The organism is Fructilactobacillus sp. X7R9C1, assembly GCF_059901005.1.
This window is the reverse complement of the sequence record NZ_JBWXVG010000002.1, coordinates 36,228-52,551: the sequence shown is the minus strand read 5'-3', so window position 1 is coordinate 52,551 and position 16,324 is coordinate 36,228. Positions and strand designations below refer to the sequence as shown.

The following is a 16,324-nucleotide window of genomic DNA, read 5'->3' as shown; positions in this document are numbered from 1 at the left end:
TAATGGAAAAGAAGATTGACAGAAGAGTTCGAAAGACCCAGAAAGCCATCCAGGACAGCTTTCGTGAACTATTGCAGGAGAAACCTAGTTTAGATCAAATTTCGGTGAAAATGATTTGCGATCAAGCCGACATTACGAGAAAAGCCTTTTACGACCACTATTCTGACAAGTCGGCGCTGGTTTTGGACTTTATGAATTCGTATTTCAAAGAGTTGAGGTTGACCTGTCAGAATGTCGACGACACCAAAGTCCAAGAAAAGATTGAACTTTGGATTAATTTCTTCACTCAGGATCGTAACTTCTTTCGTAATCTATTAAAAAGTCAAGATTCGTATCAGTTCAGAAAAGAATTCAACGATTTTACCAGGGAACAACTGGCGTTTGTCACTAAAGACATCAGTCAAACGGAACTAGATTTCATTTGCTACGGAATTGATGGCATCATCGAAGAGCTAGTTTTATCAGACGAGCAGGTTAATAAGGGTAAACTGGCTAAAAGGGTGAAGGCGATTTTAGTGCCATATCTGAGTCAAGATAAATAGGAGGATGCTGCGATGAAAAAGATTTTAGTGGTTGAGACTAACACGACTAATTTTCCCAATAGTAATCGACTGACTGGCTTATGGTTGGGGGAATCAGCTGAATTTGTGGCGGAAGTTCAAGAGGTTGGATACGACGTGGATTATCTTAGTCCGAAGGGAAGGTACGTCCCGATTGATCCGAGAAGTATGAAGTCGTCGTACGTTGATGCTGATACTCTAAGGATGTATCAAGATCGCGACTATCAGAATCATGGATTGGCTAACACTCTGAAACCAGTCGACATCAACCCCGAAGACTATTTGGCGATTTACTATACTGGTGGCCACGGAGTAATGTGGGATTTCCCCGATGACCCGCAGTTACAAAAAATCAGTTTGGAAATCTACAATAACGGTGGATACATCTGTTCGGTGTGTCATGGCATTGCGGGAATCCTTAACATTAAGTTGCCAGATGGGAAATATCTCATTTCTAATAAAAAGATTACTGGTTTTACGACTGCTGAGGAAGTTTTAAGTGGCAACTATAAAAGAGTGCCATTCTTAAATGAGAAGGTTGCCAAAGAGCATGGGGCCCATTTTGAAAAGGTACGACCATTTAAAAGCCATGTCGTGAGGGATGGACGCTTAATCACGGGACAAAATCCGCAATCACCGAAAGCGGTGGCAAAGGAGCTTGTGAGGGCGATAAATATAAGCAAGAAATAAAAAGATATATAATACTAATTATTAATTTAGCTAAAAGGAGGCTCACAATGATTGCCATTGTGAGCCTCCTTTTAATAAGAATGATTAATTTTCCCTTTCTTTTTTCATTTGCTTATATATTTCTAGTTTTTTGTTTATAAAATTGATGTAATTATTTACGATATTTTTGTTTTCAATAAGATGTTTTTTATGTTCATTTAGTAAATAAATTCTTTCATCAATTGAACTGTTACCCTTTTTTCGTAACATTGAATATTTAACAATTGTTTTTAATGGCATTCCGGTTTGTTTTAATCTTTTTATGAATTCAATCCATTTTATGTCTTTTTCTTGGTACGTTCTTCGATTACTTTTAGATCTTTTCGGATTCAATAATCCCAATTTTTCATAGTACCGTATTGTATCCATTGAAAGGTTTACTTTTTTAGAAAATTCACCAATATTCATAATTAATTATCCTATTTTGTTGATATAGATCTAAAATTGTATTTATATCAGCATTAATTATACTATATAATAATTTGTTTTTAACAGTAAAAGGCTAAATAAATTAACGTGATTTAAATACAGTTTTAGCTACTTCAATTGCATTCAACACTTTAGGAAATCCAACATATGGTATGCACTGGATAAACGTTTCGATTATTTCGTCTTTTGTAAGACCAACATTTAAACTTCCATTAATATGAACTTTTAATTGCTCTTTAGTGTCTCCTTGGGTTAATAGGGAAGTAATTGTTATCATTTCTCGTTGCTTTAAGTTTAGGGTTCCTCTTCCATAAATATCGTTAAAAGCAAATTCGATAATCAAAGATCCAACATCTGGAGCAACTTCATTCAATGACTCCATAACTTGATCGGCTGAAGACACATCGATCTTATCTAACAATTTTTTGCCATTTTCAAATCTTTTGTTATCCATAAAATATTATCTCCTTTATTTTTGTTAATTAGATAATATCTTATGGAGTTAACTCCATGTAAAGCGTGATTTTAGGATATTAAAAATATCATTTTAATTACGTACTACTAATAAGGTCATAATTTAAATTATTATAGATAATTGTAGAGAAATAAGTTTATAATTAAGATGAATAATTAGAAAGATAGGAGATTAAGAAATGCTATTACATAAATATTTAAAATTATTATCTCACTCGGGATCTTTTTTGTGGTTCTCAAGTAATTAATAAAAGTGTTCATGCCGATGATGTGAATAATCAATCAGTTACGCTACAAATTAATTATCTTGATAGTGAAAGCTATCAACCAATCTCGTCGTCTACTTCTATAACTGGAAATGCGGGATCTTCTTATCACATTACTCCTTCACAAATTAGTAATTATAAGTTTTTTGGTAGTAGTGACCCGATTAATGGTACTTTTACTTCTGGTGATAATGTAATTAATTTATATTATAGTAAGACTCCTGCAGCTAGCTCAAAAACTAGTAAAGAGGCTCAAAGTCCCGCTAGTCCTAAGAATTCGTCCAGCAATAACAGTCCTATGAAAAATGGATCGAAAGAAGCAATTAATAACTCAAATAATTCAAATAAGTCTAGTAATACAAATGATTCAAGAAAATCGAAAGTCAATAAAAAGAATGCTAGTTCATCTCCGGTTACTAGTAAAACGGATGATAATGGTAAAAATGCTGGTAGCAAAAACAAAGTCAAAAATTCTGGTCATGAAAAGAAAGATACAAATAAAAAATCAACTAAGCATGATAAAAGGAATAAAAGTAGTAAAACGCCATGGATTATTGCAATTATTGTGTTAATTTTAGTTGGTGCAGTTGGTGGATTCATCTGGCATCGTTTCCACAAATCAGAACACTTTAAACATTAATTTTAATAAGAACTGAATATCAGTAAAATACAACTAATTTATGATTAGTTGTATTTTTTATGATTTATATTTTATTTAAGTGTGAAATTTGAAATTATATAGAAAGCAGTACCATTATTTCTGTCGTTCATAATAAGTCTGAACTACAGTACTTTGATCATGCAATTAATCTAAATAGCTTAATTTGATAGTCATCCTCAGGCCACTAGCGGTTTGGGGGTGATTTTATTTCCGAACAATTCGTGTGATTTTCATTTTTATTTCGTTTTATCAAAACAATTATTGTGAAATTATTATTTATGTTAATTTATTTCAGAATAAAATGAGAATCAAAATGATTTAAAATATTGATCTTAGTATATTTGCTGATCCAGAAGCGCTTGTGAAGTTGTTATTTATTGCCATGCCAATAGTGTAAGCGGTTGCATTATTAAAATCCCGAGTATATATTGAATGTGTAAATAAAAACAAGCGCTTATTTTACTTACTATTAATTAATACTAAATTTAACATGATAAAAAGAGGCTATTTATTATGAACGATAAAATGAATGCTTTAGTAATGACTGCCAAACAGAAGATGAAGATGGAGCAGATTGACACTCCAACTCCAAAAGACGATGAAGTTTTAGTTGAAACAGCCTATGCCGGAATCTGTGGGACTGATAATGGGCTGTTCAACGGACTACCAGGCTCCACTGACGCCACCCCACCAATCGTGCTAGGTCACGAAAATTCTGGGATTGTTGCCGCCGTTGGTAAAAACGTCCAAGAATTTAAAAAGGGTGATCGGGTGGCCGTTGACCCCAATATTTATTGTGACAAGTGTTTCTATTGTCGAACTGGTCGTTATGAACTCTGTGACAACTTGTCAGCCATTGGAGTAACTCGTAATGGTGGACTTGCTCAATACTTTACAGCACCTGAAAAAGTGGTTTACAAGTTACCAGATTCAGTCTCACTTCAAGCTGCATGTTCACTTGAACCAATCTCTTGTGTGGTTCACGCAATGAAGATTACCGAGAACATTACCCCTTACCAACACGCTTTAATCATTGGTGATGGTTTCATGGCTCGTCTGTTCGCTCAAATCCTGCGTGACTACGGGATTCAACGAATTGATTTAGCTGGGATTCTAGACGACTCGGTGCTTGACCGTTTGAAGACTGAATTAAAGTTAGACAACGTGATTAACACGACAAAGACCCCGATTAAAGAAAATTATGACTTTGTGGTTGAAGCCGTTGGTCGTCCTGAAACTCAAGAAGAGGCCGCTGAACACACCAACAAGGGTGCTCAAGTGCTGATGTTTGGAGTCGGTAAACCTGATCAGACCTTCTCAATGAATACTTACAACGTCTTTAAGAAACAGTTAACGATTAAGGGATCGATTATTAATCCCCATGCCTTTGAAGATGCGATTGCTTTACTGGCATCCGGTGCCGTTAAGACCACTCCATTCCAGGATAATATTTTAAAGCTTGACGAAGTTGAAGGAGTTCTAAATCACACGACCCCCAGGATGGGGAAGTCGATTGTCGCAGTTAACCCAGAACTTAAATAGAAAAATGTGGTGATTGTTATGACTGCAAAGAAAACACCACGAACGATTTCGATGAGTGCTTCGATTATTTATTTTATTATTTCAATCATCATCAATTCGCTTGGAAACGTTCTGACGTTGGTCACCAGTGCCAAGGTGGTTCCGCAGTTTTTGGGATCCGCGTACTGGACGGCGGCCGAAACCAACTTTAGTATTGCGATTCATTGGAATCTTTTTTGGACTTTCGTCCTGATCGGAGTCGCCATCATCATTTTGAATGCACTCTTGCTTGGAAAATGGGACTGGGGCAGAGCCATTGGAAACATGATTTTCATGATTCCGTTTTCCTGGTTAGTTCAGGTATTCTATGACCTTTTGACCGAGATTATCAAGTTACCGGAGGCCCGTTCGTTGGGCTTAATCACCGTTTACGTGCTGGTCAACTTTATCGGAGTTGCATTTATTGCGATTGGAATTTCGATTTATCAACGGGTCAACCTGGTCTTACACCCAAATGACGATCTAATGCAGATCCTACGTTTCAAGTATTTTAAGGGGAACGCCGCTGAAGCAATGTGGGCTTCATACATCCCACCGACTGTTATTGGAATAATTGCGATTTTGATCACACATCGAATTGAATACTATGGGATTGGAACGATTTTTGCCTTTCTTTTCCAAGGTGGCATTACCGGAATTGCCGATAAGGTCGTTTTTCCAAGCCTCAAGCACCAAGCGTTAGATACGTCTAATGGCATAGAAGATTCAACGGTGGCAACCAACGTTGATAATGATGAACACCAATTATCGCATAATAAAAAGGGGAGTAAGAAAATGAATATTAGTGATTACTTTACTGGTCTTCAACACTTAGGAATTCCTACCAAAGACCTTAACAAAACCATTCAGTATTATGAAAAACTTGGATTTAAAAAGATTGGCGATTTCCCAAATGGTAACATTCACTGTGCCTTTATGAAATACGACAACCTCACCCTTGAAATTTGGGAAGGCGAGCCAACCAACCCAGTTGATGGCGCGATTAACCACTTTGCCTTAAATACCACTGACATTGAAAGTGCCTTTAAGGCCGCTAAAGAAATGGGACTGAACGTCGATGATGATCAGATTCAATACATTGGGGCATACTGGACAAAGGGAATTAAATTCTTTAACGTCTATGGTCCTAATCACGAACGCATTGAATTTTGTCAGATTCTGAAGTAACGATTGATTGCCATTAAATTATTAAAACCTTAATTTTTAAAACCCATACCAAAAAGGGGATGTTGAACAATTTGTTCAGCATCCTCTTTTAATTTTATAGGGATTTTTCTGATTTGTAGTTATCAGATTGATTTATTTATCACATTCACAAAAAAACTCTTGCAATAAATCCTCTGGGGGGGGGTAACATGGCATTATGAGAAGTTAAAATTTAATAACAATGTCATGATAATGTTCGTTTTTAATGAATACTTAGTACATTGTAAGATAGGATTGTGAAAGAGTAATGCATTTTAAATCAAGAAGGATTCGTTTTAATAAGGTTTTTAATCGTACGAATTTAATGTTTTTTTGTATTTTTTTATTTGCTAGTATGATTTTTTTAGGAATATGTAGTTACACTTCTCCTTTGTACTATTTTGACTATTCACCAGATAGTAACTGCTATTTTACTGTTGGGAAAGCTATGATGAATGGAATTATTCCGTATAAAGATTTATTTGAACAAAAGGGTCCTTATGTTTATTTTATTCATGGAATTGCTTGGTTAATAAATTCCAAAAGTTTAGTTGGAATGTTTCCATTTGAAGTGTTGTCTTTAATGGCAATTATGTACTTTGCTTATAAAATAACGCATCTTTATATAAAGAGTAATCCTATTTCTGTTTCAGTAGGCCTATTAACGTCAATATTATCACTCTATCACCCATACTATAATTATGGAGATTCCGTTGAGTTTTTTGCTTTTCCTGCAGTTTTAGGACTTATTTATCTTGTTTTACTAATTAGTAATAGAAACTTTACAGTTACAAAGCTTGAATGGTTAATTCAAGGTATTATTGTTGGAATTATTATATTTTCAAAATTTACTTTAATCGGAAGTTGGATTGTCTTCTATTTTCTCATTTTTGGTTTTTATCTTTTTCATAAAAGGTTTGAAGCGATGAGAAACATGATTTTATATAGTGGATTAGGTTTTTTATTATCTACTGTTCCATGGATTATTTATTTTATTATTACTAATTCATTAAAACAATTTATTAATGTTTATTTTATTGCCAATATTTTCCAATATAGTGGATCTCATGCTTCTATCATTGGGAAATTAATTAATGCTTTAATAGTATTTGAAAAATTTCTTACTTCTGATCCAATAATATTTTGTTTTGGATTTTTAGGAATTTTATTTTTATGTTTATATAATAACTTTTTTACAAACACGTTTACGCATATATTAATTTTGCTTATGTTATTTGGTAATGCACTTATTTCAATTTATGGACATGATCTATCTAATGTTCTTCAATATTATGAGCTTATATGGTTCCCTTATATTATTCTTTCAATAATTGCCTTAGTAGTCTACTTATATAAATCCTTATTAAAAAGTAAAATAAATGTAAAAGAGAGAAATATTATATTAGGAACTTTTCTTCTTTCCTTTTCACTTTTGCTAGGAATAAATAATAATGTAATGAACTCTAAAGTTTTTGCCAATAATGGATCGATGACTGTCAATCCAACTGGCAAGCCCACTCAACCTGCGCAAGTTATATTTGGTAAAATTATAGAACATAATTCGAAAGGGAAACCAACTTTATTAAACTACGGATCTCTTGATATGGGAATTTATACAACTTCAGGTGCAATGCCATCAACTTATTATTTTCAAAATTATAATTTTCCAGCAAAGTTTGAAAAGAAAGTTTTGAATTCTCAATATAATGTTATTAAGGATAGAAAAGTTCAGTGGGTAACTTTGAATACACTTGGAGGAACAAGTATTAGTGAATATAGTGGACCAGGTGGTGAAAAACAAGGACAGATGGCAGGAAGTAATTTAAATCCTGGAACACAACAAATTTCTTCGACGCTTTTTAAAAATTATAAAATCGTAGCAAAGCATGGGCAGAATTTTGAGAACCAAAATGTTACGTATTGGTTATTAGAAAGAAAAAAGATTTCTCATCATAAAAACAAACAACATAAAAATACCATTCAACGGGGTGCTTATCAAACAACATATAATAGTTATTATTGATCACAAAAAAAGGGATGTTGAACAATTCGTTCAGCATCCTCTTTTAATTTTATAGGGCTTTTTCTAGTTTTTGTAGGTGAGACATGTGTTGGTTGAACTTGTTGTGAATGTGTCGTCTTACGAAGTACTTTCTGACCTCATCAATTAGAACCAGCGGAATTGGAATGGCAATCAGATAGATCCAGTCACTGACACCAATTGCGGCGGTTCCAAAGACACCTTGAAGGAACGGAACGTAGATTAGAAGGGTGATTAGGACAATCTGAAAGGCGATGCCCCACATGATGCGGTGGTTACTAAAGATCCCAATTTTAAATAGGGAAGTCGAATCGGTTCGACAGTTAAGGACGGCAGCGATTTGACAGAAGCCGATGGTAGCTAGCGTCATGGTAGTGGCTTCGGCGTAAAATGTGCCACTGCCAGCTAGCGGAATCTTGGGCCAACCGTGTTGGTAGTTGGCAAAGAAGTAACCTCCAGTTGACAAGATAGACGCAAATAGTCCGTACCAACCAAACGCTTTGATAATAAGTCCCTTGTTTAACAGGTGCGAGCTTCTTGAACGTGGTGGCCGTTTCATGATTCCCGGTTCACTCTTTTCGGTTCCAAGTCCCAGAGCTGGCAGGAGATCAGTCCCCAGGTCAACGGTTAAAATCTCCATAACCGTCAGGGGGAGTGGAATGGCACCGTTAGAGATTAGAAACAGAATTGATGGAAAGGCTTCGGCCATATTACTGTTCAAGATGTAAAGGAGGAACTTCTGGATGTTGCTGTAGACGGTCCGACCTTCTTCAATGGCAGAAACGATAGAGGCAAAGTTGTCGTCGGTTAAAATCATGTCGGCGGCATCCTTGGCGACGTCGGTTCCGTTAACCCCCATGGCGATGCCGATGTTAGCTTTCTTTAGAGCTGGAGCGTCGTTGACACCGTCACCAGTAGCGGCAACCACGTCACCGTTTTTTTGACACATTGAGACGATGCGATATTTGTCTTCCGGAGCCACTCTGGCAAAGATGACTTCACCCTTGACGGCTTCTTGAAGTTGATCGTCTGACATCTTGGTTAATTCCTCTCCGGTGATGACCCGAGCCTTATTAGAGGTAATGCCGATTTGGACGGCAACACTCTTGGCAGTTAAAGAACTGTCTCCGGTGACCATGATGATTCGAATGTCGGCACTGTGACACTTCTTAACCGCGTCGAAGATTTCCTCTCGTGGGGGATCGGACATGACGGCTAGACCAACAAACACAAGGTTCTTTTCGGTGTTGTCAATCGTGGCTTGTTTCGGATCATCAGTATCGTTATCGCGGTAGGCAAAAGCGAGTGAACGCAGTCCTTGCTTAGCGTAATCGGCGTTCGCCTGGTTAATCTTTTGCCTGTCAGTTGCGGTGATGGAGCGCACCTGACCGTTTACTAGGATTTTGTCACAAATCGAAAGAATGTTATCAAGGGCACCTTTAGTGTAAATGACGTTACTGCCGTCTGGCGCCGTCTTTTGAATCGTGGTCATGCGGCGCCGATTGGCGTCAAATGGAAGTTCTTTCAGCCTCGGAGTCTGTTTTGTTGCGTCATCACGGGTTAAACCAGCCTTGTCGGTTAAGATGTTCAATCCCGCTTCGGTTGGAGTTCCTAAAATTGACGGAGCTTTCTTGTTGTCTGGGTCGTACTTAATGGCCGTATCATTATTTAGCAGGGCAATCTTTAACAAAAGGTTCAAATCCGGTTCGTGAGCGAGATCAACGTCTTGTCCGTTGAACTGGATTTTGCCGTTGTTGAAATACCCCGTTCCGGTAACGGTATACTCCTTGTCTGGAAGCCAAACGTGGTTGACCGTCATCTGATTTTGGGTCAGCGTTCCGGTCTTATCAGAACAGATTACGTTGGTTTCACCCAAGGTCTCAACGCTGTCTAAGTCTTTTAAAAGGGCGTGGCGTTTGGCCATGACCTGGGTGCCGTGGGCTAGAGACAACGTGACGGTCGGAAGGAGTCCTTCTGGGATAAAGGCCACAATCATTCCCAGTGCGAAGATAAACGACTTGGCAAGTGGGTAATGAACGAAGTAGATGGCGAGGATGAAGAACGTAATCCCAATCGCAAAGGCGATAATCGAGATTTGACGAGTGAGACGGTTCAGTTCCTTAGTAAGTGGTGAGTCCGTCTTCTTTTGGTTTTGCGTCAGGCTGGCAATCTTACCAAATTCGGTGTTCATCCCGGTCTTAACGGCTAAGACGGTCGCCGTTCCGTTAGTGACAACGGTCCCAGCGTAGACCACGTTACTGATGGCAAACTTTCCGTCGCCGTGTTGGTACTTATTGTTCTTATCAACCGGAAGTGATTCACCAGTTAGAGCAGATTCGTCCACCTGTAGTGATGAAGAATGGACCACGACTCCATCAACTGGGATGGCGTTACCGGCTTGTAGTTGTAGTAGGTCGCCGGCGACAATCCCATCAGCGTTGATTTGAACTGATTTCCCGTTTCTGATGACGTTGACGTAGGTTGGTAGTAGATTGCTCAGTGCGTCGGTAGCCTTTTTGGCCGCGTGTTCCTCCCAAAATGAGAAGAGACCATTAATAATGTTGACCGCCCAGATTGCGATTCCAAGGTCTACGGTGCCTGCCAGAATGGCAATCACACCACTGACCCACAGCAGCATGGCCATTAGTGAAGTGAAGTTTTTAAGGAAGGCGACTAAAACCGATTCCTGCTTACCCTTCTTGATGACGTTGTATCCGTTTTTTTGTAACTTTTGTTTGGCCTCGCTGGTAGTTAGACCCTTGGTGCTCGAGGTGTCTAGCGTGCTAGTGAGATCTGACAATGGCATTTTGGCGTAATCATCGTCAGTTAGAATTTTGTTATCCAATGTTTCTCACCCCTTTTTCCAAATATCGTTTAGAATGTGCTTCTAAACAACCGTGGACTGATTTTAGCCTCTTTTTTTAAAAAAGCAATAGAAAAAACTGACTTTTGTAAAATAAATTAATTTAACCTGAGTCAGGGCAAAACCATCACGATTAAGTAGGAATAATTGCCGGCCTTCTGCTTTTGAATTATCATAAAATTAACTACTTCAAAGGAGTCTTAAAATGGTTAAATTCATTGAACGTGAACATAAATTTTCGCCTGCCGATTCTGACTTCGTGGACCGCAAGTTCATCGATGTGGCCTATGCGGATGGAGAACGACACAAACTAGACGTTTACCTCCCAAACGAAAAGCGTGACCGTTACCCGGTCATCATTGATGTACATGGCGGTGGGATGTACTTCGGACAGAAGAGTTCTTTTAAATTAAACGGTGCTTTGGAACTGTTAAAGCGCGGTTACGCGGTTGTCAGTCCCAATTATTCGCTTAGTTACATGAAACCATTTCCCACCGCAATCTACGAATTAAAAGCCGTGGTGCGCTTCGTGAAAGCTCACGCTGATAGTTATCACTTTGATAGTAACGCAGTTTTCATGATGGGTGAATCATCAGGGGCTCAATTAGCGATGTTACTGGCAGCTTCTGAAGCCAGTGGCCACCTTGAAAGTGATTTTGGTAGTCATTTTGACTATTCGAGTCAGGTTGATGGTGTGATTTCTTCGTACGGATTGTACGAAATGGACCTTTTAAAGCCGGAGTTTGAGGCGCTCGGTCAAAAGCCCAATTTTTATGAAACCGGTGACGCCGACTCTTTTGAGGGTGCCATGCTGGGATTTCACCGACCGATTGACGTTCCTGATTTAGTTGCCGAGGCCAATCCGGTGACGTACCTAAATGATGCCATGGTTCCGGCGCTTCTATACGCGGGAACCGGTGACCGAGTTGTTCCTTACGTTCAGACGATTAACATGGCGGCCGAACTCATCAAGTTCATTGGCAAACAGAACGTTGAGGTTCACATTGTTGACGGCGTTCCCCATGGTCCAAGTGGTTTTATGAATGAGACCGTGTTTGACCAGAAGGATCAGTTCATGAAACGAGTTATGAAACAAAAGGAAAAGGCATCCTAGTGGGATGCCTTTTTGTTAATTAATGAAAGAAATGGGCAATCGTTCCGTTTTGAACTAAAACGGAGACTCCCAAAAGAATGTACACGATTGATGACAGGTAACGGCCGTATTTTCCTAACAGCTTCTTGATGGGCTGGTTATCCTCAATGAGGATGGCACAGAAGAAAAAGATGACCGCCATGATGAGCATGGTGATGAGTGCCAAGAGTAGTTCTAAATTAGTTTTGCGGATGAAAATGGGAATGAAAACGGCGACGTTATCGGCACCACACGCAGTGATGGTGATCGCCACGACTTTCATCACGATTTTGAATTTCGATCCCTTACTGGTACTGATGTCACTACTTGAGTGCGGCTTTGGTGGAAATAACTCCTTAATTCCGAATAAAATGGGGAAGATCCCAAGAAGACCGAGAATCCACATCTGAGGCACGGCCCCGAGAATTCGCGCAATTATCATTGGCAGTAGAGTGAGCCCCACCGTTCCAATTAAGTCACCAGTTAGGACCAACTTTGGGCTCTTATAAGCTCCTAACAAGAGGACCAAGACGAGTAAGTAATCCAGATTGGTTGAAAAATAAGCCACGATTGAGCTGAAAATAATTTCGATCATTGGTTCACTCCTTAAAATGCTCGAACGGCAATGACGATGCCATCGGCGACGAAGAACAAGGCCAATAAGATGACCATTTCTGAGGTGGAGACAAACGACAGAATGGTGAGGGCAACTGAAACGATAATGCCCAAAATCCCAAGGCCAATCACGACTGCGTGGTACCACTTCCGAACCTTAGGGATGAATTTGACCGTTAAAAGTTCGGTGAGGGAGTCCACGATTATCCAGGTAAATATTAAGATCAGGACCACGTGAAAGTTTAGTAACTGATGAAAAAACAAGATGATACTGATTACGAGTTCAATCGTTCCCGTTACAATTAGGGTCTTATTAATCACATTGAAATAGTTGGACAACTCGTAGTACAGGACGTAACGGTAAATTCCGGCAAGTAGGGTTCCAAGTGCCATAATGGTAATTAAAGAGCCAATTGGTCGGATAAATAGGAGGAACGCAACAAATAAAAAGTAGAGTCCGACTACAAGTGAGAAGGAGTCGAAGCGTTTGTTTTTGGTGGTGAGCATGGGGGGTGTTCTCCTTATTGATAGAATAAATCTGCAGAAAACCTGCAGAAAAGATGATGTAAAAACGTTGATTTGATAGTCTTTGGGTACTTAAGGGTGCTGAAAACCTGCAGAAAACATGAAGAAAACCTGCAGAAAAAATTAATGATTTTGCTTTATTTTCTCACAGTTTTGGGTCTGACCAACAATAAATTAATCAGAATCATGGCAATTAAAATGATGAGTCCCATTGGCAAATACGTATTTTCACCCATGATACCAACGAGTGGTGAAACAATTCCACCCATGGCGTTTTGCGTTAGACCCACAAGAGCTGAGGCACTGCCGGCGTTCTTACTGGCAGCGTTCATGGCGACGGTCGTGGATAACGTCAGCATGGCACCGATAAAGATGAGAATGATGAAGACTAGGATAATAACCACTAACAGGTTTTTAAACCAGATGGCACTGAGAATCAGGATGAAACTAGTGATGATGGTGGCCTTAATGAACCATTTTAATAGGGTGATGGAGTCGGTTTTCATTACCAAACGACCCGGCAACGCACTACCAATCCCAATTGCAACTCCGTTTATGGCGTATAAGAAGCTAAATTCGGTGACTGACATGTGAAACTGACTCTGAAAGACAAAGGAAGAGGAAGAAATGTAGCTAAATAGCGACCCGTAGACCAGTCCGGTTGCGAGCACCAGGCGGAGAAACTTGGGATCCTTTAGTAGGTAAAACATCTGTACTTCGGATTGAAAAAGGGAACCGGTGCTGCGGTTTTTGGGCGTTAAGGTTTCGGGAATGCCAAAGAGGCACATGAAAACGATGACGATTCCGATCACCCCTAAAATGAGAAAGATTCCCTGCCAGTCGGTAATTTTAATGATTAAACCACCAAAGATGGGAGCAATGATTGGGAAGATGCCGTTAACAGCAGTCAATAGTGAATAAAAACGGGTCAGGATTTTTCCTGAAAACATGTCACGAGCGACGGCTCTAGAAATGACTTGACCGGTTGCTCCAGCGATTCCTTGAATGAGTCTTAAAGTGATTAAGGCATAGATATTGGGAATGAACGCGATCATTGCAGATGAGACACTAAATAGGACAAAACCGATGATTAGTAGTGGTTTTCTACCATAATGGTCACTTAAGGGGCCGATGATGACTTGTCCAACCGCCAGGCCAATCAGACAAGCAGTGATGCTTAGTTGCATCATAGAGGCGTTGGTGTGAAACGTTGCCATCATCTGTGGGAGCGCCGGCATGTATAGGTCCATTGATAGTGGACCTGTTGCGCTCACGATCCCAAGGAGGACCGCTAACCAAATGACGTGACTTTTCTTTGTTTCCATTTTTTCATCCCTAGTAAAAAATTTGCGATCAATGACGCACTAATTGCTATTATAAGGTATACTTACTAAATATATAAAGGAAATTTTCGGGATGGAGTTCATCCCTGACAAATCATTAGTGATAGAATAAAATTATACATAATGATTGAGGAGAATCTGAAATGAAATTTTTTAAGAGCGTCATGAGTTGGGTGATTCCGATTGTGATTGGACTGATCCTAGCCTTAATAATCAGACAATATCTATTTACGCTGGCCAAGGTTGATGGACCGTCGATGCAGCCGAACCTTGAAAATGGGGAACGGATCATGGTCTTCAGACAGGCGAAGATTAAGCATCGAAGTGTCGTCGTGTTTAATGCGGCGGGGGAGGATCCCACCGCTGCCCCGAACACCGACTACGTTAAGCGGGTGATTGGACTTCCTGGTGATACTGTTGCCTTTAAGGGTGGCAGTATCTACGTTAACAACAAGAAGGTTAACCAGGATTACATCAGTAAGAGTCAGCAGCAACAGGGAACTTACTACAACCGGATGCCTGGTGACTGGGATCTAACTAGTTTATCCAAGAACTGGCCTAAAAATAAGGGTGCCGTTAAAGTACCTAAAGGTGAGTACTTCGTTCTAGGTGATCACCGGAGCGTCTCAAACGATAGCCGTTACTGGGGCTTTGTTCCAAAGAAGAAGGTCGTTGGGGTTGTCAAGACCTTCCCATGGAGTACCACCAAGCAAAAGCGGTATAATATTAATGAATTAGGATATTAAATCAATAAAAGCTCATCATATTTATGATGAGCTTTTTATTTAAATTAATTTTTGGGGGATTATATGAAGGGATTGATGAAGAAGCTTTTATTTGTGATGTGTCTGCTTTTTGTTGGATTGGTCGTCATTTTTTACCTTTTAGAATTTATGAAATCAAATCAAAATGAGACCCAATCATCAAAACAAGCACACGCCTATCAGGTAGTTGACAACAAGGATTACTCACGGGGCTATTATCCATACGAATCGGCCTATAAACCCGATGAGAACTATCCGAACACTTTACATACGATTCGGGGTGACGGTCATTCTGACTTTGTTACCCAATACTTTTTACCTACTTATACCAGTAGACACGCGCGTTTGAACGACCGCAATCACCGGCTGATGCGTAATCCACAGAGTGTGGTGCTACACGGACAGTATGCGTACGTTATGTACACCTTCTACGGTGGCTCCAACACCGGGTTCGTGGTGCGCTATGATTTAAAAAAGCTAAACGAACTGGGATTTGACTTGCCAGGCTACATGGGGAAGTTTCGTCATAGTAAGACCGAATTGGCCGCCATCAAGGTTGGGCCCGTCTTTCACACGGGGCACGGGCAGTCGATGGCCTATAACCCTAAGAATAAACAGATGTGGTTTATCAAACAGAATGGCTTCAAACCGGTTGTCCAACGTCTGAACATGGACACCTTAAAGCCAGAACAAAAAGTCAGAGCACGGGTTCAGTCGACCATTCCTGGTAAGGTTCCAATGGGAATGGTCCTCGCCTTTGATAAAACCGGTCGGGCGTATTTTTACAGCATCACCCATCATGGAATTGCTCCAAGGGGAGCCGTCAAGATTTATCGCGGCCAGATTAACGAGCGGGGAGCTAAGTTCAAACTAATTCCGCAGTTAATCCGACACGCTCCTGGGATTGTGCCTCAGTCACTAGCGTACAATGATAAGAATAATAACCTATATCTCGTTTCCAATGGTGGCATCATGCGGATTCCGGTCAATAAGTTAGGCCACTTAAAGACCAGTGACATCCGGACGATTATCACCGATGGTCACCGTGAATTTGAGGGACTGTCGTTTGAAAACGGGAAGGGCATGTTGCTGGTAAACCGTGGTCCCGAGCTGATGCGAATGACGAATCCTAATTTTTAGTCCCTTCGCTTGTAAA

The 16,324-nt window shown here is 39.7% G+C and carries 15 protein-coding genes and 1 pseudogene; 10 read left to right on the top strand and 6 right to left on the bottom strand.

Annotated elements, in window-relative coordinates:
- Positions 1-2 precede the first annotated feature (2 nt).
- Complete coding sequence (locus AC6UD0_RS01950; RefSeq protein ID WP_500707547.1) at positions 3-542, top strand: TetR/AcrR family transcriptional regulator; 540 nt, start codon at positions 3-5, stop codon at positions 540-542.
- A gap of 12 nt (positions 543-554) precedes the next feature.
- Positions 555-1,250: a type 1 glutamine amidotransferase domain-containing protein gene (locus AC6UD0_RS01945; protein WP_500707548.1), complete on the top strand. Its 696-nt coding sequence runs from the start codon at positions 555-557 to the stop codon at positions 1,248-1,250.
- An 84-nt stretch (positions 1,251-1,334) separates the two neighbouring features.
- Here the strand turns inward: AC6UD0_RS01945 and AC6UD0_RS01940 are convergent, their stop codons facing one another.
- Both AC6UD0_RS01940 and AC6UD0_RS01935 read right to left on the bottom strand, forming a co-directional pair.
- The gene (locus AC6UD0_RS01940) at positions 1,335-1,697 is read right to left on the bottom strand and encodes a MerR family transcriptional regulator (protein WP_500707549.1); all 363 of its coding nucleotides are present in this window, start codon (positions 1,695-1,697) and stop codon (positions 1,335-1,337) included.
- Between the two features lie 103 nt (positions 1,698-1,800).
- The gene (locus AC6UD0_RS01935; protein WP_500699738.1) at positions 1,801-2,172 is read right to left on the bottom strand and encodes a carboxymuconolactone decarboxylase family protein; all 372 of its coding nucleotides are present in this window, start codon (positions 2,170-2,172) and stop codon (positions 1,801-1,803) included.
- A gap of 290 nt (positions 2,173-2,462) precedes the next feature.
- Between AC6UD0_RS01935 and AC6UD0_RS01930 the strand changes: the two genes are divergently transcribed.
- The 5 genes and pseudogenes from AC6UD0_RS01930 to AC6UD0_RS01910 all read left to right on the top strand — a co-directional run bounded on the left by AC6UD0_RS01930 (position 2,463) and on the right by AC6UD0_RS01910 (position 7,908).
- Positions 2,463-3,098 carry a MucBP domain-containing protein gene (locus tag AC6UD0_RS01930; RefSeq protein WP_500707550.1) on the top strand — a complete coding sequence of 212 codons (636 nt, stop codon included), beginning with the start codon at positions 2,463-2,465 and terminating at the stop codon, positions 3,096-3,098.
- 546 nt (positions 3,099-3,644) lie between these two features.
- Positions 3,645-4,661 (top strand): zinc-dependent alcohol dehydrogenase family protein, encoded by a 1,017-nt coding sequence (locus AC6UD0_RS01925; protein ID WP_500707577.1) that lies wholly within the window; start codon positions 3,645-3,647, stop codon positions 4,659-4,661.
- Positions 4,662-4,679: 18 nt separating this feature from the next.
- Positions 4,680-5,402, top strand: a pseudogene (locus AC6UD0_RS01920) (DUF6198 family protein); the annotation flags it as partial.
- A gap of 72 nt (positions 5,403-5,474) precedes the next feature.
- Complete coding sequence (locus AC6UD0_RS01915) at positions 5,475-5,867, top strand: VOC family protein (protein WP_500707578.1); 393 nt, start codon at positions 5,475-5,477, stop codon at positions 5,865-5,867.
- A 286-nt stretch (positions 5,868-6,153) separates the two neighbouring features.
- Entirely contained in the window at positions 6,154-7,908 is a 1,755-nt protein-coding gene (locus AC6UD0_RS01910; RefSeq protein ID WP_500707954.1) for a teichoic acid glycosyl transferase, read from the top strand.
- A 49-nt stretch (positions 7,909-7,957) separates the two neighbouring features.
- Here AC6UD0_RS01910 and AC6UD0_RS01905 read toward each other — a convergent pair whose 3' ends face one another.
- The gene (locus AC6UD0_RS01905) at positions 7,958-10,732 is read right to left on the bottom strand and encodes a cation-translocating P-type ATPase (RefSeq protein WP_500708063.1); all 2,775 of its coding nucleotides are present in this window, start codon (positions 10,730-10,732) and stop codon (positions 7,958-7,960) included.
- Positions 10,733-10,994: 262 nt separating this feature from the next.
- Here AC6UD0_RS01905 and AC6UD0_RS01900 point away from each other — a divergent pair, with 262 nt between their 5' ends.
- The gene (locus AC6UD0_RS01900; RefSeq protein WP_500707953.1) at positions 10,995-11,903 is read left to right on the top strand and encodes an alpha/beta hydrolase fold domain-containing protein; all 909 of its coding nucleotides are present in this window, start codon (positions 10,995-10,997) and stop codon (positions 11,901-11,903) included.
- Between the two features lie 19 nt (positions 11,904-11,922).
- On the opposite strand, the gene AC6UD0_RS01895 is transcribed toward AC6UD0_RS01900, so the two are convergent.
- The 3 genes from AC6UD0_RS01895 to AC6UD0_RS01885 all read right to left on the bottom strand — a co-directional run bounded on the left by AC6UD0_RS01895 (position 11,923) and on the right by AC6UD0_RS01885 (position 14,386).
- Positions 11,923-12,516, bottom strand: coding sequence for a cadmium resistance transporter (locus AC6UD0_RS01895; RefSeq protein ID WP_500707553.1), 594 nt, complete (start codon positions 12,514-12,516; stop codon positions 11,923-11,925).
- An 11-nt stretch (positions 12,517-12,527) separates the two neighbouring features.
- The gene (locus tag AC6UD0_RS01890) at positions 12,528-13,043 is read right to left on the bottom strand and encodes a hypothetical protein (protein ID WP_500707952.1); all 516 of its coding nucleotides are present in this window, start codon (positions 13,041-13,043) and stop codon (positions 12,528-12,530) included.
- Positions 13,044-13,198: 155 nt separating this feature from the next.
- The gene (locus tag AC6UD0_RS01885; RefSeq protein ID WP_500707555.1) at positions 13,199-14,386 is read right to left on the bottom strand and encodes a multidrug effflux MFS transporter; all 1,188 of its coding nucleotides are present in this window, start codon (positions 14,384-14,386) and stop codon (positions 13,199-13,201) included.
- Between the two features lie 161 nt (positions 14,387-14,547).
- Between AC6UD0_RS01885 and lepB the strand changes: the two genes are divergently transcribed.
- Both lepB and AC6UD0_RS01875 read left to right on the top strand, forming a co-directional pair.
- Positions 14,548-15,150 (top strand): signal peptidase I, encoded by a 603-nt coding sequence (gene lepB / locus AC6UD0_RS01880; protein WP_500699744.1) that lies wholly within the window; start codon positions 14,548-14,550, stop codon positions 15,148-15,150.
- A 63-nt stretch (positions 15,151-15,213) separates the two neighbouring features.
- On the top strand, positions 15,214-16,308 hold the full coding sequence (locus AC6UD0_RS01875; RefSeq protein ID WP_500707556.1) for a hypothetical protein: 1,095 nt from the start codon (positions 15,214-15,216) through the stop codon (positions 16,306-16,308).
- Positions 16,309-16,324 lie beyond the last annotated feature (16 nt).